The organism is Natrialba taiwanensis DSM 12281 (assembly GCF_000337595.1).
Lineage (GTDB): Archaea > Halobacteriota > Halobacteria > Halobacteriales > Natrialbaceae > Natrialba > Natrialba taiwanensis.
Map to the genome: position 1 here is coordinate 1 of NZ_AOIL01000054.1, position 24,485 is coordinate 24,485.

Here is a 24,485-nt window from a genome sequence, read left to right on the forward strand (position 1 = left end):
ATGTGTATAAGAGACAGGGTCGGCTTCGAACTGTTCGATCCTGAACTGGAGATTCCCGACGGCGGCGTCGAGGAACTGGTCCGGATGACCTATACCCATCCTGACGACGAACACGGAGACGCGGACGAAAACCGAGACTGACTGCGCCGCTCAGGATCGCCAGTACGACGGCAACAACAGCACGAGCACCGGCACGATTTCGATCCGGCCGATCCACATCATGACGATCATCACCGCGCGCGAAACCGGCGAGAACCCCGCGTAGTTCTCCATCGGTCCGGCGAGTTCAAACGCGGGGCCGATGTTCAGGAAGATCGAGGCCGCCGCGCCGAGCGCGGCGAACTCGCTGACGTTGGTGGCACCCCGGACGGCGTCGACGACGAGGAACACCGTCAGCCCGAAGAAAATGACGAGCACGAGCAGGACGTAGCCGATGATGTCGTTGACCGTCTCTTCGTCGACGACCCCGTCGCTGACGCGGAGCGGTCGGATCGCGTCCGGATGCACCGCGGTGAAGAGGTTGCGACGGAACGCCTTGAGGACGACCAGCCAGCGCAGGGACTTGATCGAACAGGTCGTGCTCCCGGCCATGCCGCCGAGGAACATACACAGGAACAGGACGTGCTTTGCGCCGGCTGTCCAGTGGTTGAAATCGGTGCTTGCGTAGCCGGTCGTCGTCACCATGGAGACGACGTTGAACAGGCCGTGGCGGATCGTCTGCTCGATGCGCAACTCGATGGCCGGATCGACGGCGAGGACGCCGATGACGATCGCACCGAAGACGCCGAGCGTTCCGAGATAGAATTTGAGTTCTTCGGACTGCAACGGCCGCTCGAACTCGCCTTGCGTGATATAGTACAGCAACACGAAGTTGGTCGAGCCGACGATCATGACGGGAATGAGCGTCCACTGGACGATCGGACTGAAAGCGACGATGCTGTTACTTTCGGGCGAGAATCCGGCCGTGGAGACGCTCGTGAGCGCGTGTGCGATCGCGTTGAACAGCGTCATCTGCGGTGCGAGGCCGACGAGATTGAGCGCGTAGAGGGCGACGATTGTGACGAGCGTGAGGCCGACGTACAGCCCCCAGATGAGCCGCGCGGTCTCGGAGATGTGTGGGCGGAGTTTGCGCACGTTTCGCGTCTGCGTTTCGGTTTCCATCAACTGGGCACCGCCGACCATCAGGTGCGAGAGCAGACCGATGGCGACGATCAAAATCCCGAGTCCACCGAGCCACTGGAGGAGCTGTCGCCACAGCAGGAGCGACCGGGCCTGGTTGTCGAAATCCCACTCGGTCATGATAGTCGCTCCCGTCGTCGTCAGTCCGCTCATACTCTCGAAGAACGCATTAAGTGGTCCGTAGATGCCGGCAAACGAGGATTCGCCGCCCGACGCTGTGCCGGTGAATAGAAACGGAATCGTGCCGATAAGGGCCACGCTGAGCCAGGTGAACGCGACCATCAGAAACGACTCTCGCTGGCCGAGTTCACGCTCGTCGCGCAGTTGTTCGAGCGCGAATCCGACCGCGATGGTGATGGCGATGGCGACCAGAAACGGTCGCAGGTCGGTGCCGTCGATCACGGCGAGGACGAGCGGGGCTGCGAGGGGGACGGCAAGCCAGCGAAGCACCGTTCCGGTGAGGCTACAACTCGAGCGCCAGTCGACGCGAATCTGCATTCAGTAGGAAACGCTGCGAGAGGGACGGTCATAATCCGTTCGGAAGAGACCAGCAGGAGACCCCTGCCACGCCCAGCGGGTGTGACTGTCGGATGACCGCTGTTGTTCAGCAATCAGAATCTGGTTAGATCAGCGACTGATTCGACGATGTATCGGGTCTGGAATCGATCAATCTGTGCGCCAGATAGGTCACGACTGGTTGTAATCACGCCCGATGTAGAGTGCGAGGACGTTGAGTCCCAGCAGGGCGAGAAAGACGAGCGTGATCCGGGGATTGCCGAGTCCCTGCGTCAACAGCGGCAGATGGACAAACGGCAGGGCGACGGCGACCCAGAACGACAGAAACTGCGTCGATCCCTTGAGCGAGTGGATGAATCGACTGCGCGCCGGATCGCTGTTTTGGTTCGACTCCGACCCTGCTGGAGATAGGGAGTCGTTCGACAGTGGGGAGGGGCTGGGGGAGTTGGACATTGTGACGGGTCACCTCTTCGTAGTAACGACATTCACTCAGGATAGCATATAACCGTCAGACGGTTGGTCTCGTTTCGGTCCGTTTCACGCCCGTAATGATGGTAATACTACCCTTCGAAACACCTTTAGAACTGTGTAAAAATTTTACAAGCGCCTCTAATTCTGTCTCACGATATTTGTCATGACCTGTGGAACGGTCCGTTATAGCCGCTCCATTCTCCGTCGCCGATCGCTCGTGGCCGCTGCATACTCTCCGTCGCAACCGAGCGCAATCCCCTTGTACCGAGAACGCAACCATTTCGACATGAGCGAGCGACGCGCGACCGTCACACGAGACACGGCCGAAACGACGATCGAATGCACGGTGTCCGTCGACGGCAACGGCACAGCCACGGTCGAGACCGGCGTCGGCTTCTTCGATCACATGCTGACGGCCTTTGCCCGCCACGGCCTCTTCGATCTCGAACTCGAGTGCGACGGCGACCTCGACATCGACGATCACCACACGGTCGAGGACGTGGCGATCGTCCTCGGGACGGCGTTCGATGAGGCACTCGACGATCGGGCGGGTATCGTCAGGTACGCCGACCGGCGCGTCCCGCTCGACGAAGCCGTCGCGTCGACCGTCGTCGACGTGAGCGGTCGCCCCCGATTCTACTTCGACGGCGAGTTCTCCCAGGCGGCGATCGGCGAGTTCACCAGCGACATGGCGCGTCACTTCGCGGAGTCGCTGGCGATGAACGCGGGACTGACGCTGCACGCCGGCGTTCGCGGCGAGAACGCCCACCACGAGGTCGAGGCGCTGTTCAAGGCGCTGGCGCGGGCGCTCGACGACGCAACACGGCTCGATGACCGACGCGAGGGAGCCCCGAGTACGAAGGGAACGCTGACCGACTGAGTGCGACGAAGTGCAACGCGACGGCCTAACAACGACGAACTACGACGACGGACGGTGCAACTCCCCGCCGCGCTCGGTGAACTCGTCGCGTTCGAGCGCGTGCTCGATGATCGCCTCGGCCTCCTCGGCTTCGAGATCGTAGGCGCCGGCCGCCAGCGATTCGACGGCCTCGCGGCCCATCGGGAACTCGCGGTTGCGAAGCAAGCGGATGACCTTGGGATAGGCTCGCGGCGATGCTGGGGCCGCTCGCGTCGATTCGGATCGGGCGGTCGGCTCGGCTTCGGTTTCGGCTGGATTCGATTCCTGGGTTGGTTCTGCCGACGCTTCGTCCGTCTCGCCAGTCGCGTCTCCGGAACCCGGTGTCTCCTCCGACGGCTCGTCGAACGTAATCTCGTTTCCCGTTTCGAAGCGCCCTGCCGGTGGTGCGTCCGATTCTGCGTCCGAATCCGTCTCCGAGTTCGAATCCGAATCTGAACCCGAGTCCGAGTTCACCGCGCCTTCCGAACTCGTACTCTCTGGAGGAGTTCTCTGCGTACTCGAATCGTCGCTCCCAGTCTCGTCAGTAGCCGGGGTCTCGGCCGTTTCAGTGTCGCTGTGTGACTGGTGTGAGTCGGTGATGGTGTCGCTTCGGAGCCGCTCGAGGAGCGGTTCGAGAACGGTTCCAAGACGGCGTTTGCAGTCCGGACAGAGACTCACGCGGCGTTGTTCGTCCTCCGTCGGATCGAGTTCAGCGGGAATGACCTCGTAGGTGCCGGCAGCATCGCTGGCACAGAAGTCACAGTGGTTGAGCGCGTGCATAGAATACCGTCTCGTTCGAATTGGTAAAAACGTCCGTCAGACACAGGGTGGCGCGGCGGTCGAGTTTGCTGAATGGTGTCGACCGCTCTGCGTCGTGACGGTATCGACGCATCCCATCACCTCGGCTGCTGAACTCGTTGTGACCGACCGTCAATCACCGACCATTATACCTGGGCACGCGTATACCCACCAACGAATGTTCGACGAGATAATGGGGAAGTTCGAGGGGTCCCCGAGCCAGCAAGCAGTTATTCGACTCCTGTTAGAGCGTGGCTTTTCGGTCAATGACGACGGTCGCGTCGTTTCGGGCGGGATCGAAATCCCGAACACCGGTATCGCTCGCGAGATCGATGTCGATCGCCGCGTCGTCGACTCGACGACGAACGCGATCCTCGACGATCCCGAACTCCGGCGGATCTTCCAGAACATCTCGCAGGTGCCGAGCCTGATGGATCTCGCACCCGTGCTCGATCTGACGGTGCTGTCGATTGCCGTCGACAACGCAGAGCAAAAGGGGATCGTCGCCGCGGTGACGGGGACGCTCGCCGAAAACGACATCTCGATCCGCCAGACGATCAGCGAAGACCCCGAGTTCACCGACGAGCCGCGGCTGTACCTGATCACGGACGAAGACGTTTCGGGCGCGGCGATTACCGAACTTCGGGACCTCGAGTTCGTGCGGAAGATCGAGTTACAGTGAGCGTACAGTGAGCGACCCAATCGACTGCGCGGGGTGCGAGGTGAAACCGTGAACGACACCTACTCAACGATCACCGAGGCCGCGACCGCCGAGTTCGTCGTCCAGGGCTCGGAGTTCATCGGCCACGCGCGCCCGGTCGAATCCGTTGCGGACGCCGAGGCGTTCGTCGACGTGATCCGCGAGGAGTACGCCGACGCGACGCACAACGTCCCCGCCTACCGGGTGCGCGCGGACGCCGACGGCGACCTCCTCCGGGAGTATTCAAACGATGACGGCGAACCCTCGAGTTCGGCTGGCAAGCCGGCGCTCAACGTCCTCGCGCAGCGCGAACTCGAGAATTGCGCGGTCGTCGTGACGCGGTACTACGGCGGGACGAACCTCGGTGTCGGCGGCCTCGTCCGAGCGTACTCCCGCGCGGTGAAGGAGGCTGTCGACGCGGCGGGCGTCGTCGAGGAGCGCCCGCACGAACGCGTCTCGATCACCGTGGAGTACGACGATTCGGGCACCGTCCGCGGCATCATCGAAAGCGAGGGCTACGAGTTCGACGCGGACTACCAGGCCGAGGTCGCCTTTGCCGTTCGGGTCCCGGTCGCGGCGGCCGACGCCTTCCGGGATCGGATTCGAAGTGCGACGAGCGGGCGGGCCGAACTCGAGTCGGCGTAAGGGTACGGGTACAGCGCTTCGAAGCGGGACGACGTTCTTCGGCTTAGGGCAGTGTCGTCGTTCGATCCGAGAGCCGCTGTTCGACCGTCGCGATGATCGTTTCTGGCGCGTCGAGGGACTCGCGGTCGAGACGCACGTCGAACAGCCCGCGGTCGAAGACGAGTTCGTCGTCGCGCAGGCGGACGTGGTCGATCTCGTCCCAGGGGACGAATCTGCTGGTGTAGGGTCGCTGTTTGACGAGGCCGTTCTCGTAGATCCGGATCTCGGGGTCCGTTCCGGTCTCGCCGACGCGGAATCGGCCCTCGATGAACCCGCCGACGAGCCAGCAGAGTCCGAGCGTCCCCCAGCCGAGCGCGGTGAGCCAGTTTCCGCCGGCCGCGTTGAGGACACCAAGCGCCGGCCAGGCGACGAGCAAAAGTGCGTCTATCTTGGGCGTGCGTGGCGGGTGCCAGCGACACGCCGCGATCGGACGGCCGTGCGCTCTGTCGGCAGCGTACCGCGTCTCGGCGACGCCCTGCAGCACGTATCCGGCGACGAGGAGCCCGCTCGTCGACGCGGCGGCCACGAGTCCGAGTTCGGTATCGACCGGACCCAGCACCGAGGCGAGGCCGACGAGTCCGAACGGTACTATAGGAAAGAACGGCGCGGCTCGCTGAACTCGGCCGCGGCCCAGTCGGGTCGGCAGGTCGGGGAAGCGACAGTAGACGGCGGTACCGAGACCGATACCGAGTGCGAATCCGACAAGTGTCCCACCGGCGAGGACGATAATGTCCCCGTTCAGTGCCGTTGCACCCGTCAACGCGACCGCTGCGAAGACGACACCGATGTAGCCCGCGAGGACGCGCCGCTCCATCGCGGCAGAGGTGGATGCTGTGGCAGTACCGCCGTCAGCGCTCTCTGCGGATGAACGTCCGTTCATACGCTTCTCTATGCGAATCCAGGGTATATGTGTACTGGAGATGATCTGTCTCAGGCCTCGCCGGCGACGGCTGCGGAGCGGTCGGCGGTACCCGTCGTGGTCCCGCGCGAGCGGTTCCGATTCGTCAGGCCGACGAGCAGCGCCAGTCCGAGCCCGCGGAGCGACAGGGGGATGACGACCACGGCGAGCACTCCCTCGAGAATCAAGAGCAGGACCTCGGATACCATCAGCAGAATTGAAGGAACCACGTAAATTCTCTCCCACATGTGAAACTATAAGGCATGTGCGCTCTGTACTTCGGAAGTATTATCACCTGATTTCAAGACCCTACCACATGAGAGTATGACTGGTGCGTTTATGTCATTGTGGAGACGGTATCGGTCTATCCCCATCGTTTACCGGATCGCAATAGCGTTTGTTCTCGGCGCTCTCGTCGGGTTGGCCGTCGGTCGGCCGGCAATGGAACTCCAGCCGATCGGTGACTTGTTCGTCCGATTGCTCGAGATGATCATCATTCCGATCATCATTTTCACGTTGTTGATGGCGACGCGGGAACTGTCCCCGAAAAATCTGGGTCGCATCGGCGGACAGGTTGTGCTCCTGTATCTCGCCACGACTGCCGTTGCCATCGGAATGGGCCTTGGCGTTAGTAACCTCATCGACCCCGGGACGGGGATGACCTTAGAGCAGACGGACGTCCAAGCTGGACAGACGCCGTCGCTGACGGATCAGGTGTTCAATATCGTTCCCGAGAACCCCATCACTGCGATGGCAGAGGGGAATATCCTCGCGATCATCTTCTTCACGCTCGTCTTCGGCCTCGGGATGACGATGGTCCGAGCGGAAGTCGAACCCGACTCGGCCGTCCGGAACGGCATCGACACCATCTTCGACGTGGTTGATGCCGGCGCAGAGGTTATGTTCAAAATCGTCTGGGGAGTCATGGAGTTCGGCGTCCTCGGCGTGTTCGCGCTGATGGCGGCGCTGTTCGGAGAAGTCGGTGCCCAGGCCATCGGAGCGTATTTCTCCCTCTCGATGACGCTCGCGATCGCCATCGGACTCCAGATCGCGTTGGTCTACCTCCTGGTCATCATTCGAGGTGCGGTTGGCGTTTCACCCGTCGCCTTCCTTCGCGGCATCAAGGAGGCACTTATTACGGCACTCAGTATTCGGTCGTCCACCGCGACGCTCCCCATCTCGATGTCGGACGCCGATGAGAACCTCCAGATCAAAGAGCGCGTATACGGTTTTTCGCTCCCGCTGGGAGCCACGATCAACATGGACGGCACGGCGATGTACCTCGGCATCGTCGCCGTCTTCGCTGCGAACATCGCCGGTGCTTCACTCACACTAGTCGAACAGCTTACCATTCTGCTGACCGCGCTTCTTATGAGCATCGGCACTGCGGGCGTTCCCAGCGCGAGTCTGGTCATGATGACCGCGGTGTTGACTCAAGTCGGGCTTCCACTCGAAGTGATCGGGATGATCGCGGGTATCGATCCGCTGCTTGACCGCCTCCGGACGATGAACAACATCGCCGGCGATATGGCAGTGACGACGGTCGTTGCAAAGTGGAACGATGCGATCGACCTCACATCTGGCGTGTGGGCTGACGCCCCCGCCGAGTTCAGTGAGGAGACCGTTAGCGCGACGAACGACGACTGAACACCCGCTAAATTCCGATAAATGATACACGGTGCGCGGAATATCACGACCGGAATCGCGGATCCATGCGACAGACACAGCCTTAAAACCGTACGACGACACCCATCTGAAATCACATCTCTGTGCAATTCGAGTAGGAAAATTGGGGCTGAATTGGGGTCATCATCATCAAAAAGCGATCCTTCCCGACCGGGTTGGACTGATCGCACTGTTCGTCAAGTGGTCGCGAAGGTATCCATTCGGACGGACGCAATCATCCGCTCCTCGCTTCGACCTGGTCGCTACAAACCAGGATCAGCCACCGCGGTCGGAACGTTGCCGTTGTCGGGGTGGGCACTGTGACCGATTCTGATCGTACGGAATCCGACGATGCCGGTTGTGTGGAGTGTGTAAAAGACGATTCTTCGACGAACACGGACCGAATGGAACCGATCGTTGACCGCGCACGCGAGATAATCCCTGGCGGTGCACAGACCGGGTTGCGGGCACAGGCGTACGACACGGGGGATGTCGCCTTCGAGTCGGCATCGGGTGCCACGCTGACGACCGTCGCCGGTGAGCAGTACGCCGACTACCACCTCGGATTCGGCCCGATCATCCTCGGCCACGCTCACGAGGATGTCGACGCGGCGGCCCGAGCGGCTATCGACGACGGCGTATTGTACGGCGCGGGCACAACACCGCTGGAGGTCGAGGTTGCTGAACGCCTCGTCGACCTCGTACCCAGCGTCGAGATGGTGAACTTCTGTAACAGCGGCAGTGAAGCCACTTATCACGCGATCCGGCTCGCGCGAGCCGCCACCGGTAACGAGAAAGTGTTGAAATTCGAGGGCTGTTACCATGGCTGGCACGACTACGTCGACGTCAGCGTCTACCCGCCCGCCAACCGCATCGGCGAGCGCTATCCCGAGTCCGACGGTATGCTCTCGGCAGCCGTCAAGAACACGCTGGTCGCTCCGTTCAACGATCCCGACGCCGTCGAGGAGATTATTCGCGACCACAGCAACGACCTCGCGGCGGTCATCCTCGAGCCCGTTCCCCACTCCGTCGGCTGTCTCCACCCGCGAACGGAGTTCCTCGAGACGCTGCGCGAGGTGACCGAAGTCCATGGCGTTCCGTTGATCTTCGACGAGGTCATCAGCGGCTTCCGTCACTCGCCACACGGCATTCAGGGCGAGGTCAACGTTACGCCCGATCTCACTTGCGTCGCGAAGGCCTTGGGCAACGGGTATCCCGTGGCGGCTGTCGGTGGCCGATCAGATCTACTCGCCCAGGCGGGCGGTGATAACGAGTCCGGCGTTGTTATCAGCGGGACGTATTCGGGCAGTCTTCCGGGACTAGCCGCTGCACGCGAGACTATCGACACCATCGTCGCCGAGGACGTTCAGGCGTACCTGACCGACCTCGGTGACCGCTATCGCGACGGACTGGCCGACCTACTCGAGGACCACGGGGTCGACGGTCGGGTTGTCGGCCATCGGAGCATTTTCAGCGTTCAATTTGGCGTGCGTGGCGAACCCCATACCTACGAGGACGTTCTCGGACTCGACGAAGATCGCTTCCACGCGTTCGCGTCGGGCATGCGCGAGCGCGGCCACTTCTTCACGCCGAACCCGTACAAGCGCCACCACCTCTCGGCCGCTCACGACGAGACCCACCTCGAATCCTATCTCGATGCCGCTGATGCAGTGCTCGCTGAACTCTGATTCGGCTTCTGAACCGAGACGTGTCCCAAGGGACGGCACGCTCAACTGTCTTCTCGGTCACGCTCCGTGTGAACCTCTTACTTCCAACCGTTGATGCCACCGCCAACCTTCCTCTTCGACTTCTTCCTGTACGACGTACCGGAACGCGAACACCTTTTACGTTCCTCCCGGAGACAGCGTACATGAACGCCATTACCGCAGCCGATTACTACGATTTGCGGCAGGTTTCGGAACCCCGACTCTCGCCGGACGACGAACGGGTGGCGTTCGTCCGTCGAACGCCGACGGACGACAGATCCCACGAAGCGACGATTTTCGTCGTCCCGGTCGGCGGCGACGAACCGACCCAGTTCACCATTAGCGAGGGCGTCGATAGCCAGCCCCGCTTTAGCCCCGACGGCGACCGCCTCGCGTTCGTCAGCACCCGTGGCGAGGCCGACGACCGACAGCAACTCTGGGTCGCCCCCACGACGGGCGGCGAGGCCCGCCAACTCACGTCCGTCGTCGGCGGCGTCACCGAACTCGAGTGGAGTCCCGACGGCTCGCGGCTGCTCTTCTCCCAGCGCGTCACCGCCGACGACCGTACGGAAGACCGCGACCTTGCGGTCGATCCCGACTACGAACCCGCGAAGCCGGACCCGCGCGTGATCGACCGCATGGTCTACCGCGCCGACACCGAGTACGCGGACGGCCGACGCAGCCACGCGTACGTCCTGGACGTCGAGGCGGCGCTCGAACGCGACGCCGATCCTGCAGAGCGTGCGGACACCGGCGACGCCATCCAGCGTCTCACCAACGGCGACGAGGACCACATCAGCCCGACCTGGGGCGACGACGCCACGATCTACTACGCGGTCAAAACCGCCGCCGAGAGCGTCCACCCCGACGACTCGCTCCACTACGAGCTATACGAGCACGACCTCGACACCGACGAGGCGACGGCCTTCACCCGGACGACGGGCTGGGCCACTGAACTCGCGGCGACGACGGACGGCCTGGTCGCGTTCGAGTTCACTCCGGAAGAACGGTCCTCGATGCGCCAGACGGAGATTCGCGTCCACGATCGGGAGACGGGGACGGAGACAACGCCGACGGCGTCGCTCGATCGGACGATTGGCCACCGCTGTGACTTCGCGTGGGCACCGGATGGCGAGTCGCTGTATTTTACGACGCCGGAGACGGGATCGCGGATGCTCTGGTCGGCCGCCGTCGGCGTGGGGGTGGGAGCCGGCGCTGACGACGGGACGAGTGACGAGGTCGGCAGCGAGGAGCCGACGCGCGTCTACGGCGAGGGCGTCACCGTCGCGGACTTCTCGGTCGGCGAGAACGCGGTCGCGCTCGTCCAGAGCGAGTGGGATCATCCCGGCGACGTGTTCGTCACGACGCGGGGCGGCACCGAGACCCACCGGCTCACCCGCGTCAACGGCGACCTGCTCGCGGATCGGGCGGTGCGCCAGCCCGAAGAAGTCTGGTTCGAAGGCGGTGCCGTCGCCGGTGTCGGTGCCGGTGCTGGTGTGGAGGGCGGTACGGATGACGGCGTCGAGGGCGGCGATGACGGGGACGATGGCGACGAAGCGGAGACACAAATCCAGGGCTGGCTCCTGACGCCGCCAGAGTTCGACGCCGACGCCGCGGGCGGGCCGGACGAGACGTATCCGCTCGTCGTCGAGATTCACGGCGGCCCGCACGCCCAGTGGACGACTGCGGGAACGATGTGGCACGAGTTCCAGACGCTCGCGGCGCAGGGCTACGTCGTCTTCTGGTGTAACCCGCGGGGCTCGACGGGGTACGGCGAGGCGCACGCGACGGCGATCGACCGCGACTGGGGCGACGTTACCCTCGCGGACGTGCTCTCGGGCGTCGAGACGGTCTGTGAGCGCGAGTTCATCGATGAAGACGAGACCTTCGTCACCGGGGGGAGCTTCGGCGGGTTCATGACCGCGTGGACGGTCACCCGGACCGACCGCTTCCGGGCGGCGGTTTCCCAGCGCGGCGTCTACGACCTCACCAGTTTCTACGGCTCGACGGACGCGTTCAAACTGATCGAGGGCGATTTCGACGCGACGCCCTGGGACGATCCTGACCTCCTCTGGGAGAAATCGCCGGTAGCACACGTCGACGAGGTCGAGACGCCGACGCTGGTGCTCCACTCCGATCGCGACTACCGCACGCCGGCGAACACCGCCGAACTGTTCTACCTCGGTCTGCAGAAACACGGTGTCGACACCCGGATGGTCCGCTACCCGCGCGAGGGACACGAACTCTCGCGGTCCGGAGAGCCCAGTCACGCCGTGGATCGTCTCGAACGTCTCGTCCGCTGGTTCGACGGCTACGCCGACTCGCGCGAGGCCCCGCCGGCACTCGAGCGCGAGCCCGGTTCGGGTCTGTCCGGTGGGCTAGACGAGTCGGACGATGAGTGACGGATGACGAACGACGAGCAACGAGCGACGAACGACGAGTGTCGTCGCCCTCGCTGTCCGGCGATCGATCATCGATCCGCCCTGATCACCGACCACGCGTTCCCAGGGGCTACTCCTACAGGTCGAGCGTTCGTTCGATCAGACATGGACAGAAACGTCGGCGGCGTCGATCGCTTCCTTCGCATTACACTCGGACTCACCCTTCTGCTCATCGGGTACCGAAATCGGGAGAAAACGGCCGGCACGCTCGCGTTCATCGCCGGGAGCGACCTCCTCGCGACGGCCGTCATCCAGCGATGCCCGATAAACGCCCTTCTCGGGATCGATACCTGCGAGAGCAGCGAGTGACTGCACGCTCGCGTCCGTTTACTCGTCTGGGCTGTCCGGATCGTACTGCACCGCGTCGTCAGCGGCCGGCGGCGCACCGATCGCCATCACTTCGATCGCCTCGTCCGCGCGGGCCGGATTGTAGGCCCGATGCGGGGATGCAGGCTGAGCCGTGAACGTCGCCCCCGTGGGCACTTCGAACTCGCCGTCGGGCGTTTCGACGTGAAGCGGCCCCGAGAGAACGACGAACGCCTCCTCCTGTCGCTCGTGGTAGTGATACGCAAGCGGGAGCTGTTCGCCGGGCTCCGCCGAGAAGTGATTGATCGCCACGTTCTCCAACCCGGCCGCCTCGCTCACCCGCCGGCAGTCGCAGGGTCGATCCCCGACTGCGTCGAGTTCGTCCGGGTCGACGACGCTGTAGGACATGGCTGACCCGTTACCGGCGAGGCGCAAAAGTGTCGCGGTCCGTGCGTCGATCAGGTCGTCCGGAACGCTCGGTCGCCGGCGTCGCCCAGCCCCGGGATGATGAAGCCGTCGTCGTCGAGTCGGTCGTCGATCGAGACCGTCAACAGGTCGGTCTCGGGGAACTCGTCGTCGACGCGCAGGAGACCCTCGGGTGCGGAGACCGCAGAGAGCACGATCAGGTTCTCCGGGTCGGACGAGTTCTCGACGACGTGATCGAGGACGGTACACATCGTGGAGCCGGTGGCGAGCATCGGATCGGCGATGATGACCGTGTCGTCCTCGGTGATCTCGGGAAGCTTGACGTAGTCGACAGTGATCGGGAACGAGCCGTCCTCTGCGCGCCCGGCCTCCTCGTTGCGACTGGCGCTGATGACACCCTGTCGGGCGCGGGGGAACGCCTTCAGGAGTCCCTCGACGAACGGCGTCGCCGCGCGCAGGACGTTGATGATCACGACATCGTCGAGGCCACGAACCCGTTCGCCCATCGTGGTCTCGAGGGGTGTCTCGATCTCGACGTACTCGGTTTCCATGCGGCCGTCAATGATCTCGTAGCCGCAGATACGGCCGAGTTTGACGAGGCCCTTGCGGAAACTGACCTGCTCGGTTTCGACGTCTCGAAGCTGCGAGAGCGTGTGTTTCGCGAGTGCGTGCGTCACGAGATACGCGTCATCCCGGTCTTCGATTGGCATACTCGTATGGCCACTCGCGGGGTAGTTCACAGTGTCGATCACCGGCGACGATGTCGCGTACACGCCCCTGCAAGGGGCTGACACGCAGCGGAGAAGTTTATGCCGGTCCATCTCCTACTACTCGCTCACTCGAATGGAAGAGAGCATTTCGGGATTCAAAGTTCGCGGCGACTGGGGCGACGTCGTCGAACACGGCGAACGCATTACCCGGGCGCTGCGCGACGAAGGCGTCCACGATCCCGCACACGACTACGGCGCACACTTCGCTCGCGCCTTCGAAGAGTGGGACGAGTGGCGACCCAAAGCACACGAGACGCTCGATACCGACGTCAGCGAGAAGACCGCAGACCAGGCGAGCGTCGAGGAGGGAACGGGCGAACAAGCCGGCAAAGACCCCGACGAAGACATCAAAACCGCCGGAGAGAAACTTACGACCTCCTACGAGCAACTCGAAGAGGACGACCCTGAGGCCGCCGTCGACAACTGGAAGGAATCGATCGACTACGTCGCCCGCGCAGCCGACTCCGCCGGTCGCAAGGCCCTCCGCCGCGTCGAAGACACCGTCTACCAGAACGTGATGACCCAACTCGCACCGTACTACTTCGACAACGAACTCATCAGCGCCAACGTCCAGCAGTCCGCCCGCAACGGCGACAACGGCGAGCAGTTCGTCTTCGAGGTCAACGTCAACGACGACGATCTGAAAGATGCCGTCTCCGACCGCCTCGCTGAACTCGACGACGAAGTCGATCGCTGGCACGTCGAAGTCGAAAAGGATACCGGCGCAGCCGAGGCGATCGAGGGGGCGGAGCCGCCGCCGGAGGCCGATGATCAGTCGAAATTCACGACGAACTGAACCGTCGTGCGTCTCGGCCACATTAGCTATCTACAGGCCGGCACACACTTGTAGGGTCCGCGAATAGAATCTCCCGTAGATGGTCGAACCCGCGACGGTCGCGACGTTTCTGGTAGCCGCCCTTGCCAGCCTCTTTATGGCCTGGGCGATCGGTGCCGGCTCGAGCGGCTCGACGCCGTTCGCTCCCGCCGTCGGTGCCAACGCGATTTCGGTGATGCGAGCCGGTTTCTTCGTCGGACTCCTCGGATTCATCGGCGCCGTCGTCCAGGGTGCAAACGTCTCCGAAGCGGTCGGCAGGGAACTCATCGGCGGCGTCATCCTCTCGCCGAGCGCCGCGACGATCGCCCTGATCATCGCCGCCGGACTGGTCGCCATCGGCGTCTTCGCCGGCTACCCCATCGCCACCGCCTTCACCGTCACCGGTGCCGTCGTCGGCGTCGGCCTGGCGATGGGCGGCGACCCCGCGTGGCCGAAATACGTCGAAATAGCCACGCTCTGGGTCCTCACGCCGTTCGTCGGCGGCGGTCTCGCCTACGGTATCGCCCGACTCCTCCGGAGCGAACCAATCGCAGAACCCTCCCTGATCGTCGGCCTCGCCGCCTTCGTCGGCCTCCTCATCGCCAACATCGAGTTCGCCTTTCTCGACCCCGACAGCACCGGCGGCGCATCTATCGCACAGGCTGCAAGCGACTGGGCTCCCGGTCCTGAACTCGTCGGTGTGCTTGCCGTGACGGGACTCGTGGCGCTGCTCTGGGGTGGAATCGTCGCCGCCGATCTGCGCAGCAGCGTCGAACGCGGTGAACGGCATTTCCTGCTGGTTCTCGGTGCGCTCGTCGCATTCTCGGCTGGTGGCAGTCAGGTCGGGTTGGCGATCGGGCCGTTGATCCCACTCTCTGAAGATGTCGGTCTTCCGCTTCTTGCGTTGCTTCTGGGCGGCGGCGTTGGCCTCCTCATCGGGTCGTGGACCGGTGCGCCGCGAATGATCAAGGCGATTTCACAGGACTACTCCTCGCTCGGTCCACGGCGGTCGATCGCCGCGCTCATTCCGTCGTTCATGATCGCACAGACGGCAGTATTGTTCGGCATTCCCGTCTCCTTCAACGAGATCATCGTCAGTGCGATCATCGGCAGCGGCTACGCCGCAAGTGGCAGCGGCGTCAGTGCCCGGAAGATGGGGTATACCGTCCTCGCGTGGGTGCTCTCGCTCGCCGGCTCGATTATCGTCTCATTCGTCGGCTACACGGCTCTCTCGGCAGTGCTTCTGTAACTATTCTCTGGAACGCTTGCCAGTTGGTTGTGATCCATCAGTTCCCATGCACCAGCACGAGCAACGGGGCCATTCGCGAGTAGCCGCGTTCCCGGTCAGTCGTCCGCCGTTACTCCCTTCTCGATCAAGCGTCTGCCGTCACCATCCACTTCAGCATCTGTGGAAAGAGTACGAGTTCAAACGCAGCGAGCCCCAGCACGAGCAACCGGGTCATCCCCTCCAGGTACGAAATCGCGACGAACGCAAGAATCGCAGCACTGCTTAGTCCCATCCCGTAGCGATACACCGGATTTTCGAGTATGTTACTCATACGATGAGTTCTTCAATTGAGACGTATATCTGTACCTGTTGTCGTCTGCGCGCAGTGTGACCAGCAACGAACGCTGTCGGATACTCATCACCCGCTCTAGAGTACCCATGCAACGATTCACACCGGCCGCATAGCTGTCGCAATCGGGTGTACTGTGACGTGCAGCGGCGACGATAGCTGCACTCGCCTTGCCGTGCTGAGTCGCGCTTTCCAGCCCGGGTGAGGAATATCGAACGGTCTTTACACGATCAGCGACGAGTTCACCCATGGAGGATGCGAACGTGGACGCGGCGGCACCGTCCGGAGACGAGTCGGAGCCGATCCAGTGGCGGCGTGACGCATCGACCTCGCGGACGGTGTGGGCGTTGTGGTCGCTCGGCGTCGGGACGTTCTTCGCGGCGATTTCTATCGTTGCCTTCTGGCGGGTGTACGATCTGGCTCTGCAGCTCGGTTTCGGTGGAGTCGTCCTTGCGGCCGGGGCCGGGATCATCGCAACGGTGCTCGCGTTTGCGCTGACCGAAAATACGGAACAGCGCCTGCAGCGGCTTACGTCGAGGCTTCCGATCTCGTCACCGTCAGGACGTGGTCTCGAGCGGGCGACGGATGCGGCTCTCGGAACGATCGCGATGATGGCGATCATCGTCTCGCTGATGGTCGTCGGACGCGTCGTCTCGCAAAACGGACTGCTCGGCGGTATCGGTGCCGGTCCGTTTACCGGCCTGGCGGCAATAACGATCCCGCTTGCGCTTCTCGCGCTCGTTCTCGCGTCGTTTCTTCGCTCCGTGGGCGCTTTCGACCGCGAGGAGGGGGCGATTTATCTGTACGATCCCGAGCAGGCGGTCGATCTCGACGTGATCGAGTCCGTCTCGATCCGCCAGGTTGGTAGTATGGCGGTGCTGACGCTGACGTACATCGAGCGGGACGGCACGTACGTTGCTGGCCCGCGGCGGCTCGTCGTGCCGCCGGCGGTTGCTGTTGCCGTTCAGGATGTCGTCGAATCGAACCGATAACGGAGTCGATAGTGTACAGCCGCCCGCAATTAGTGTGACAGTCCCGACCGAAATCGACCCTTAGCGTGTCCGCTCGTTTCCGTCAGTAGCGGGTGTGCCAGTGCCGGTGTCTGTGTGCCGTGTTCCGTTCTGTTCGTTCTCTCCAGTCCCGTCGGGTGTGGACCCATTCTCGTCGCGTTCACCCGTCTCGGCTTCGGGCTGCGTCTCGGCATCGAGTTCAGCCTCGTCGACGTCGGCCTCGTACGTTTCGAGTTTTCGCAATCGGGCCTTCATGATACGGGTGTTCTCGACGGTCTCGACTGTGATTCGGACGCCATCGTAGGTGATCTCTTCGCCCTCTTCGACGAGCCGGCCGGCACGATTGAAGATGAAGCCGGCGATCGTTTCGAACTCCTCGCCTTCGGGAAGATCGATGTCCAGCGATTCGTTGACGTCCTCGATGTTGACCTCACCGCGGACCATCACCGTCCGATCGTCGAGTTCTTCGATCGGCATGTCCTCGCCGCCCTCGAGGATCTCGCCGATGATCTCCTCGACCATGTCCTCCATCGTGACGAGGCCTTCTGTCGTCCCGAACTCGTCGATGACGATGGCCATGTGCATCCGGTTTTCGCGCATCTCGGTCAGGAGTTCGTCGACGTTTTTGGATTCGGGGACGTGAAGCGTCGGCTGGATGAGGTCGCTGAGTTCGAGTTCCTTGGATTCGGTTTCGCCGTAGTTGAGATCTCGGACGAGGTTGCGGATGTGGACGACGCCTTGGACGTTGTCGAGGCTGCCCTCGTAGACGGGGACGCGAGCGTGGCCGCTCTGGATACAGGTTTCGATGGCCTCGTCGATGCTGGCGTCTTTCGGCACCGCCGTCATGTCGAGTCGCGGGGTCATCACCTCCTTGACGATGGTGTTGTTAAAGCGGAAGATCCGCTGGAGCATCTCGTGTTCTTCCTCCTCCAAGACGCCCTCACGCTCGCCGGATTCGATCATTTCCTGGATCTCGTCGCGGGTGACGTAGGGCGATTCGATCGCACCGGTTGTCGAGCCCGTGAGTCGGTTGATCTGTCGAGTGAGATAGTCGAAGAGGACGATGAGCGGATAGAGAAAATACTCCGTCGCCTTGAGCGGCTTCGCGATGCGGATCGACCACGATTCGGTGTTCTCGACCGCGTAGGACTTTGGCACGCTCTCCCCGAACAGGAGGACGATCGCGGTCACGCCGAAAGTCGACAGCAGGACCGGTGCCAGCCCGGATTCGAAGTAGAGGCCGAGCAGTGCGGTCGTGATCGAGGACATCGCAATATTGACGAGGTTGTTGCCGACCAGAATCGTCACGAGCAGCCGGTGCGGATCGGATTTCAGCTGCTCGACGAGTTTCGCGCCCTCGACATTGTCCTCGACCATTCCCTCGAGCCGGTGTCTGGGCAGGTTGAACATTGCGATCTCAGAGGACGAGAAAAACCCCGAGAAGGCGATCAGAACGACTATTGTGAGTACGCCGAGGACGGCAATCGTCGACTGCCCGACCTCGAGCCCCACCATCGGTACCGTGTAGAGAGGGGTACCGATGCCGGTTCCGACCGCGACACCGACCTCGGAAAGCGAAACCAACGCCATTGGTGTACAGCGTTATCACCGGATCGGTTAACCGTTTACCATTTGACCACGTTTCCCACCCCGTTTGTCCGCTGACGACACGTTTACCCGCTTGTTCCACGAACGAATCGCTATGAGTCACGCGACCGATTCGCCAATTACGTTCTACCGCCTGCACGGGTGTCCGTACTGTGAACGCGTTGCTCGACTCCTCGACGAGTTCGACCTCGACTACCACTCCCGGTTCGTCGAACCGCTGCACTCGAAGCGCGACGTCGTCAAGCGTGTCGCCGGCGTTCGGTCGGTCCCGGTCATCGTCGACGAGACGACCGGCGTGACGATGGCCGAGAGCGCGAACATCGTGGACTATCTGGAGTCGACCTACGGCGACGGGGCGGGCACCGACGCATCGGCCGCAACCGCCGGAGGTGCCGACTGATGCCCGAGTTCGATGTCGTCGATCTCGGTCCCGCCAGCCATCCCGAATCGGGCGACGACGCACCCGAGTTCACCCGCCCGCTCGTCACCGACGAGTTCTGGGCGGACCGGGCGCTCTCCGAACTCGCCGGAGACGATGGACAGACGATCCTCGTCTTCACGCCGATGATCGGCTCGTTCGCAGCCACGTACGTCTGGAGTGAACTCCTCGAGCGCGACTGGGACGAGCGCGCCGACCGCGTCGTCGGCGTGACGGCCTCGACACCGTACGCGATTTCGGACTTTCTCGCCGACAACGACCTGCCCTTTGCCATCTTCGCGGACCCGGCGAACGATGTGGCGGAGGCCTACGGCATCGCTCACGACTTGGACGGGATGGAAGGCCTCGACGAACCGCGCCTCGCCGTCTTCGCCGTCGACGACGACCTGACTGTCACCGAGGCCTGGGTCGCCACCGACTGGCCCGAGTTCCCCGACTACGACGACCTCGAAGCACGGTTCGACCTCGCGTAGATACATACCGTCGCACCCCACTTCACCACCGGAACGCGGTACGCTTTTTACCACGACGACGCCAGTATCCGACATCGACACATGTCCGATATCGATCGCGCCGCGGACGCCATCCGCGACGGCGAACTCGTCGTCTATCCCACCGAAACCGTCTACGGCCTCGGCGCGGACGCACTCGACTCCGACGCCGTCGACCGCGTCTTCGACGCGAAGGGCCGGGACCGCTCGAAACCGATCTCGCTCGCCGTCCCGTCGGTTCCGGCCGCACTCCAGTACGTCCGCGCGACCGAGCGCGAGCGCCGATTCATGGCAACCTTCCTCCCCGGCCCCGTGACGGTCCTCTGTCGAGCCCGCGAGCTGGTCCCCGAGGTGCTGACGGCGGGCCGCGACCGCGTCGGCGTCCGCGTTCCCGACCACCCGACCGCACTCGCACTGTGCGAGCGCGCTGAAACGCCGATCACGGCGACGAGCGCGAACGTCAGCGGCCGCGGCAGCGTTCGTCGTCTCGATGAACTCGATCCCGAACTCCGAGAGACGACTGCAGCCACGCTCGACGGCGGCGAGACGCCCGGTACCGAGAGTTCAGTTGTCGATCCGGCGAGCGAGACGATTCACCGGCGCGGCGCGCTGGCGGACGACATCGAAACCTGGTTCGAGACGCACTGAACGCGGACCGTCGCGACCGGATCACGTCGTGCCGGTCCGAACGGCTGGCCATCGGCGAGGTGTAGCCTGCTTTTTTGGCATCCCCGTCCGATGGACGGCTATGAGATATCGATTTCGACCGGCCGACTCCGCCCAGCAGATCGTCGGCGGCTTTCTGCTCGCCGGCCCGTTCGTCGTTACCGAGGAGGTGTGGACGCTTGCTAAGAGCATGAGTTGGGTCCAGACGATACTGACCGTTATCGTCGTCTGTAGCATCGGGTACGGGGCGCTCTATCAGGCGGATACGAAGCGCGACCCGGACCGCGAGGCGACCGTTGTCGGTATCCCGGTCCGATTCCTCTCCTTGATGTGCGTGGCGTTCGGCTCTGTCGCGATCCTCGCGTTCCTGTTCGATGCCCCGGATACGTTTCTCGATTCGACGGACTCGACGACTGAAGTGATTGCAACGACGTTCAAAGCGGTGAGCGTCGGGGCGATCTTCAGCGTCGTCGGCGCGGCGACGGCGGACACGCTGTTTTAGACCGAGCCACGCATCGCCTGCGCTACCCAAATCCCAGCAACGACCGCAGCGTCCGCGTCCGCACGCCACACTCCGAGGTGAACTCGCAGGACTCACACTTCGAGCGGTTGTCCGTCCGCGCCGGCGGGCCGTCTAACTCTCGAACCGTCCGCAGCGCGCGCCGATACCGGGCCTTCCGGCGCGTCGTCATCGTCACCGACCGAACCACACCGGAGGCCGGATACTCGACCCACACTCGTTCGACCGGCGTCTGGTGCTCCCAGGCGAGCGCCTTCGCCGCCGCGACGGCGTGCACCGATCGAGGCTCCCAGACCCCCTGTTCCGGCGGCGAGCCGGTCGCGACCAACACCGGCTCCAGCGGGTCAACGAGCACTTTGTGAACGCGGCCGCGACAGTCTCGCCCGGTCGCGAGCACGTCCCGTTCGTGCGGGTCACAGAGCCGTTGCCAATCGCCGTCGGCCGCGAGTTCATCGCGCGTCTCGGCTAGCGTCCGGCGGTACGCCGCCGGCGGCCGCGCGATCGGCTCGGATTCGAGTTCAGTTACGGATGCGTCAAGCAGGTGCTCGTACCGGGTTGCGAGGTCGCGAATCGCCTCGACCGCCGGCGGGGGGTCACGGTCGGTCTCGCGAGTGCGGGCGTAGTAGCACTTTCGCGGGCAGTAGGCGGCGGTTCGGAGGTCACTGAACGTGACGGGAGGACGGNCACGGTCGGTCTCGCGAGTGCGGGCGTAGTAGCACTTTCGCGGGCAGTAGGCGGCGGTTCGGAGGTCACTGAACGTGACGGGAGGACGGGTCACGACCGGTTTGGGCGCGGCTTCCTATAAAAACTGTAGCAGCCGATCGCAGTGGAGAAGATTCCTCACCCGGCGGATTCTGCGGGATAGACGGACCCGCTTAGAAGTCGACGTCCGTCTCCATTCCCTCGGTCGCGTCTTCGAGGCCGTCCTCGCGGACGTCGGTCGCCATCTGCGCCGAGAGGTCGGCGTCGGCGAGGATGCTGTCGAACTCCTCGCGGTAGCGGTCGTTAGCCGCACGAGATTCGTCTTTGGCCGCGGCGACGCGTCGGAACCGACGGATTTCGGCCGCCGTAACGTCGTACTCCTCGGCGAGCGTTTCGTCGTCTTCCTCGCGGTCCCGGATCGCGACGAGGTCGACTTCGTCGGCATCGCCCTCGCCGACGAGATGCAGCGCCATGCGGGCCTCGAAGACCGTTTCGGCGTCGCTTCCGAGGTCGGCCGCGATGGTCGCGTCGTCCCGTCCGTCGTAGAATCCGTTCGCGACCGCGATCAGTTCCTCGTCTTCGAAGGGCGTTTCGAACTCGTATCGCTCGCGCAGCTGTGTGACGACGCTCTCGAGGCGCTCGTCGTCGGACCGTTCGTCCCGTTCGAGCGAGCCGCGGGTGTCTTCTTGGGATTCGGTGATGGTCTCTTCCCCGTCGGTAACGTCGGTGAAGATGTCCCGGAGTTCTTCGGTTTTGTCGTTCATGAGTGGACACTCCCGACGGGCGGCTATTTAAGGCTGTTGCCAGATGGCGGTGGGCGCAAATCCAACATCGACAACGATTATAAACTTGAAAACTCGACTACTATTTCCGCAAGACGGCGGAGAGATCGCCTGTCGTGCGGTGTGGCAAGAATTAAGTCACGCCCCACCCCGTGGTTGAACATGAACACCATAGCACAGGCGGCCGAAGGAAGGGAGACCTACCTGGGGATCAGCGACGTTGGCTACGTCCTGTTCTATCTCCTCGTGGCGATCGCCGTCACCGTTTTCGCCTACGGCGTCTATCAGCGCGTCCGGCGGTACACGCAGGGTGACGACGATCCCTTCGATCGCGTCTCCGACCTGTCGAATCGCGTCGTGAGTAGCGCCAAGATCGTGCTCTCGAACGAGAAACAGTTCAACAGGGACCTCTACGGCGGGTTGATGCACTCGTTTATTCTCTGGGGATTCCTGACGCTGTTTATCGCGACGTCGATCATCGTCGTCGAACAGTACGGCACCGAGATATTCCTCGGAATCGTCTTCTGGGAGGGCGACTTCTATCTGGCCTACCAGTTCATCGTCGACGCGATGGGGCTGCTGTTCGTCGTCGGCATCGGGATGGCGCTCTACCGGCGCTACTGGGTGCGGAACCACCGTCTCTGGGGTCGTCACACCTCGAACGAGGACGACATTTTCATCTGGACGCTGTTCGGCCTCGGCCTCGGCGGCTTTCTTCTTGAGGGCGCGCGGATCTACGTGACCGGCATGCCGGACCACGAAATCGTGAGCTTCGTCGGCTACGGCATCGCGATGGTCCTGCAGGCGATCGACCTACCGACCAGCGGTGCTGCGCTCGAACCGGCGACCTACGCCGCCGGCGACTACTTCGGCGCGAACGCCGAGACGCTCCACTGGGCGTTCTGGTGGGGCCACTCGCTGCTTGCCCTCTTTTTCATCGCGTGGATTCCCTACGCCAAGCCGTTCCACATGCTCTCGTCGTTCGCGAACGTCATCACGCGCGACGAGAAAGCCGGTAAGCGCCTGCCGAACGTCCCGTCGGACTTAGACGCGACGAACGCCGAGTCCATCGACGACTTCACCTGGAAGGAAATCCTGGACCAGGACGCCTGTACCAAGTGCGGTCGCTGTTCGTCGGTCTGTCCCGCCAAGGCGTCCGACCGCCCGCTCGACCCGCGAAACGTCATCCTCGACCTGAAGAAATACCGCGAAGAACTCGACGCCGGCGGCGAGGAGAAACCGATCATCGCCGACGGGGGTGCCGCGAGCGCAGCGAGGGGCACGTCGTCGGACGGGCCGTCCGACGGAAGTACGAGCGTCATCAACACGGAGACCATGGAATCCTGTATGGCCTGTATGGCTTGCATGGACGCCTGTCCGGTTGAAATCGAGCACCTCCAGTCCTTTACCCGGCTCAACCGCCAGATGACCGACCAGGGCGACGTGTCCTCGTCCATGCAGGACGTCTTCCAGAACGTCATGCAGGACGGCAACACCTTCGGCGACTCGCCCCGCGACCGCGCCGACTGGGCCGACGACCTCGAGTTCGATGTCGCCGACGCCCGCGAGGAGGAAGTCGACTACCTCTGGTACGTCGGCGATTACCCGAGCTACGACGAGCGCAACAAGCAGGTCGCCCGCTCGCTGGCGACCATCTTACAGGAAGCCGACGTGAGCTTCGGCATCCTCTTCGAGGACGAGAAATACGACGGCAACGACATCCGCCGCGTCGGCGAGGAGTTCCTCTACGTCGAACTCGCCGGCCACCACGTCGAGACCTGGGAGGACTGCGAGTTCGACAAAATCGTCTGTACCGACCCACACTCCTACAACACCTTCAAGAACGAGTATCCGGAGGTCGACTTCGAGGAGTTCGCCGACGACCCGATGATGCCCTTTGACTACACCGACGAGTGGAACGCAGACGGCGAGATTGACGTGCTCCACTGGACCCAAGCCGTCGAAGAACTGGTCACCGAGGGCCGACTCGACCTCGACGGCACCGAACTCGACTACACCGTCACCTACCACGATCCGTGTCACCTCGGCCGGTACAACGACGAGTACGAGGCCCCGCGCGAACTCATCCGCGCCACCGGCTGTGAACTCGACGAGATGCCGCGCAACCGCGCGAACTCGTTCTGTTGTGGCGGCGGCGGTGGCGGCCTCTGGATGGACTTCGAAGAAGAGCCGAAGCCGAGCGAGGAGCGCATCCGCGAAGCCTTAGAGGACACCGACGCCGGTGCCGGCGTCGAGAAGTTCGTCGTCGCCTGCCCGATGTGCATGACGATGTACGAAGACGGCCGCAAGACCGGCGGCTACGAGGACGACATCGAGGTCGTCGACGTGGCTGAACTCGTCGTCGAGGCGATCGGTGCCGAGGACGAGGCGAACCTCGAAATCGCGGCGGACTGAGCG

26 protein-coding genes are annotated in these 24,485 nt (G+C 63.2%); 15 read left to right on the forward strand and 11 right to left on the reverse strand.

The genetic code is table 11. The annotated features are described in order from the left end of the window. Positions 1–150: 150 nt before the first annotated feature. Both C484_RS16660 and C484_RS16665 read right to left on the reverse strand, forming a co-directional pair. Positions 151–1,677 carry a TrkH family potassium uptake protein gene (locus tag C484_RS16660; protein WP_006827062.1) on the reverse strand — a complete coding sequence of 509 codons (1,527 nt, stop codon included), beginning with the start codon at positions 1,675–1,677 and terminating at the stop codon, positions 151–153. 189 nt (positions 1,678–1,866) lie between these two features. Beyond that, positions 1,867–2,148, reverse strand: a complete 282-nt coding sequence (locus C484_RS16665; RefSeq protein ID WP_006827063.1) for a hypothetical protein — start codon at positions 2,146–2,148, stop codon at positions 1,867–1,869. A gap of 304 nt (positions 2,149–2,452) precedes the next feature. Here C484_RS16665 and hisB point away from each other — a divergent pair, with 304 nt between their 5' ends. Next, positions 2,453–3,046, forward strand: coding sequence for an imidazoleglycerol-phosphate dehydratase HisB (gene hisB, locus C484_RS16670; RefSeq protein ID WP_006827064.1), 594 nt, complete (start codon positions 2,453–2,455; stop codon positions 3,044–3,046). 39 nt (positions 3,047–3,085) lie between these two features. On the opposite strand, the gene C484_RS16675 is transcribed toward hisB, so the two are convergent. Then, positions 3,086–3,844, reverse strand: a complete 759-nt coding sequence (locus tag C484_RS16675; protein WP_006827065.1) for a hypothetical protein — start codon at positions 3,842–3,844, stop codon at positions 3,086–3,088. Positions 3,845–4,040: 196 nt separating this feature from the next. Between C484_RS16675 and C484_RS16680 the strand changes: the two genes are divergently transcribed. Further along, the gene (locus C484_RS16680; RefSeq protein WP_006110991.1) at positions 4,041–4,544 is read left to right on the forward strand and encodes a hypothetical protein; all 504 of its coding nucleotides are present in this window, start codon (positions 4,041–4,043) and stop codon (positions 4,542–4,544) included. Positions 4,545–4,592: 48 nt separating this feature from the next. Next, positions 4,593–5,207, forward strand: a complete 615-nt coding sequence (locus tag C484_RS16685) for an IMPACT family protein (RefSeq protein WP_049915591.1) — start codon at positions 4,593–4,595, stop codon at positions 5,205–5,207. 43 nt (positions 5,208–5,250) lie between these two features. Here C484_RS16685 and C484_RS16690 read toward each other — a convergent pair whose 3' ends face one another. Together C484_RS16690 and C484_RS23490 are read right to left on the reverse strand one after the other, a co-directional pair. After that, positions 5,251–6,126 (reverse strand): hypothetical protein, encoded by an 876-nt coding sequence (locus C484_RS16690; RefSeq protein WP_239641000.1) that lies wholly within the window; start codon positions 6,124–6,126, stop codon positions 5,251–5,253. 50 nt (positions 6,127–6,176) lie between these two features. Then, the gene (locus C484_RS23490) at positions 6,177–6,353 is read right to left on the reverse strand and encodes a hypothetical protein (protein WP_160164253.1); all 177 of its coding nucleotides are present in this window, start codon (positions 6,351–6,353) and stop codon (positions 6,177–6,179) included. Positions 6,354–6,483: 130 nt separating this feature from the next. On the opposite strand from C484_RS23490, the gene C484_RS16695 reads away from it, so the two are divergent. The 4 genes from C484_RS16695 to C484_RS16710 all read left to right on the forward strand — a co-directional run bounded on the left by C484_RS16695 (position 6,484) and on the right by C484_RS16710 (position 12,265). After that, positions 6,484–7,791, forward strand: a complete 1,308-nt coding sequence (locus C484_RS16695; RefSeq protein WP_083867366.1) for a dicarboxylate/amino acid:cation symporter — start codon at positions 6,484–6,486, stop codon at positions 7,789–7,791. 422 nt (positions 7,792–8,213) lie between these two features. Beyond that, a complete protein-coding gene (locus C484_RS16700; RefSeq protein WP_239641001.1) occupies positions 8,214–9,497 on the forward strand; it encodes an aspartate aminotransferase family protein in 1,284 nt (427 codons plus the stop codon). A 182-nt stretch (positions 9,498–9,679) separates the two neighbouring features. Further along, complete coding sequence (locus C484_RS16705; protein WP_006827070.1) at positions 9,680–11,917, forward strand: S9 family peptidase; 2,238 nt, start codon at positions 9,680–9,682, stop codon at positions 11,915–11,917. A gap of 144 nt (positions 11,918–12,061) precedes the next feature. After that, on the forward strand, positions 12,062–12,265 hold the full coding sequence (locus tag C484_RS16710; protein WP_049915584.1) for a YgaP family membrane protein: 204 nt from the start codon (positions 12,062–12,064) through the stop codon (positions 12,263–12,265). 18 nt (positions 12,266–12,283) lie between these two features. Here C484_RS16710 and C484_RS16715 read toward each other — a convergent pair whose 3' ends face one another. Both C484_RS16715 and upp read right to left on the reverse strand, forming a co-directional pair. After that, positions 12,284–12,670 (reverse strand): cupin domain-containing protein, encoded by a 387-nt coding sequence (locus C484_RS16715; RefSeq protein WP_006827072.1) that lies wholly within the window; start codon positions 12,668–12,670, stop codon positions 12,284–12,286. 50 nt (positions 12,671–12,720) lie between these two features. Then, a complete protein-coding gene (upp, locus tag C484_RS16720; protein WP_006827073.1) occupies positions 12,721–13,398 on the reverse strand; it encodes a uracil phosphoribosyltransferase in 678 nt (225 codons plus the stop codon). A 133-nt stretch (positions 13,399–13,531) separates the two neighbouring features. On the opposite strand from upp, the gene C484_RS16725 reads away from it, so the two are divergent. Continuing rightward, positions 13,532–14,254: a DUF5828 family protein gene (locus C484_RS16725; RefSeq protein ID WP_006827074.1), complete on the forward strand. Its 723-nt coding sequence runs from the start codon at positions 13,532–13,534 to the stop codon at positions 14,252–14,254. 79 nt (positions 14,255–14,333) lie between these two features. Beyond that, complete coding sequence (locus C484_RS16730) at positions 14,334–15,521, forward strand: inorganic phosphate transporter (RefSeq protein WP_006827075.1); 1,188 nt, start codon at positions 14,334–14,336, stop codon at positions 15,519–15,521. Between the two features lie 124 nt (positions 15,522–15,645). Here the strand turns inward: C484_RS16730 and C484_RS16735 are convergent, their stop codons facing one another. Beyond that, entirely contained in the window at positions 15,646–15,831 is a 186-nt protein-coding gene (locus C484_RS16735) for a hypothetical protein (RefSeq protein WP_006827076.1), read from the reverse strand. Positions 15,832–16,097: 266 nt separating this feature from the next. On the opposite strand from C484_RS16735, the gene C484_RS16740 reads away from it, so the two are divergent. After that, positions 16,098–16,841, forward strand: coding sequence for a hypothetical protein (locus C484_RS16740; RefSeq protein ID WP_006827077.1), 744 nt, complete (start codon positions 16,098–16,100; stop codon positions 16,839–16,841). A gap of 60 nt (positions 16,842–16,901) precedes the next feature. On the opposite strand, the gene C484_RS16745 is transcribed toward C484_RS16740, so the two are convergent. Then, the gene (locus C484_RS16745) at positions 16,902–18,449 is read right to left on the reverse strand and encodes a hemolysin family protein (protein WP_006827078.1); all 1,548 of its coding nucleotides are present in this window, start codon (positions 18,447–18,449) and stop codon (positions 16,902–16,904) included. 112 nt (positions 18,450–18,561) lie between these two features. Here C484_RS16745 and C484_RS16750 point away from each other — a divergent pair, with 112 nt between their 5' ends. The 4 genes from C484_RS16750 to C484_RS16765 all read left to right on the forward strand — a co-directional run bounded on the left by C484_RS16750 (position 18,562) and on the right by C484_RS16765 (position 20,565). Next, positions 18,562–18,867 (forward strand): glutathione S-transferase N-terminal domain-containing protein, encoded by a 306-nt coding sequence (locus tag C484_RS16750; protein WP_006827079.1) that lies wholly within the window; start codon positions 18,562–18,564, stop codon positions 18,865–18,867. After that, on the forward strand, positions 18,867–19,379 hold the full coding sequence (locus C484_RS16755; RefSeq protein ID WP_006827080.1) for a redoxin domain-containing protein: 513 nt from the start codon (positions 18,867–18,869) through the stop codon (positions 19,377–19,379). Before C484_RS16750 ends, C484_RS16755 begins: the two co-directional genes overlap by 1 nt. A gap of 81 nt (positions 19,380–19,460) precedes the next feature. Next, the gene (locus C484_RS16760) at positions 19,461–20,045 is read left to right on the forward strand and encodes an L-threonylcarbamoyladenylate synthase (RefSeq protein WP_006827081.1); all 585 of its coding nucleotides are present in this window, start codon (positions 19,461–19,463) and stop codon (positions 20,043–20,045) included. A 100-nt stretch (positions 20,046–20,145) separates the two neighbouring features. Continuing rightward, entirely contained in the window at positions 20,146–20,565 is a 420-nt protein-coding gene (locus C484_RS16765; protein WP_006827082.1) for a DUF2391 family protein, read from the forward strand. A 22-nt stretch (positions 20,566–20,587) separates the two neighbouring features. Here the strand turns inward: C484_RS16765 and C484_RS16770 are convergent, their stop codons facing one another. Both C484_RS16770 and C484_RS16775 read right to left on the reverse strand, forming a co-directional pair. Then, positions 20,588–21,361 (reverse strand): CRISPR-associated protein Cas4, encoded by a 774-nt coding sequence (locus C484_RS16770; protein ID WP_006827084.1) that lies wholly within the window; start codon positions 21,359–21,361, stop codon positions 20,588–20,590. Between the two features lie 97 nt (positions 21,362–21,458). After that, positions 21,459–22,049, reverse strand: coding sequence for a hypothetical protein (locus C484_RS16775; RefSeq protein ID WP_006827085.1), 591 nt, complete (start codon positions 22,047–22,049; stop codon positions 21,459–21,461). A 180-nt stretch (positions 22,050–22,229) separates the two neighbouring features. Between C484_RS16775 and C484_RS16780 the strand changes: the two genes are divergently transcribed. Beyond that, entirely contained in the window at positions 22,230–24,482 is a 2,253-nt protein-coding gene (locus C484_RS16780; protein WP_006827086.1) for a (Fe-S)-binding protein, read from the forward strand. The last annotated feature ends 3 nt before the right edge of the window (positions 24,483–24,485 follow it).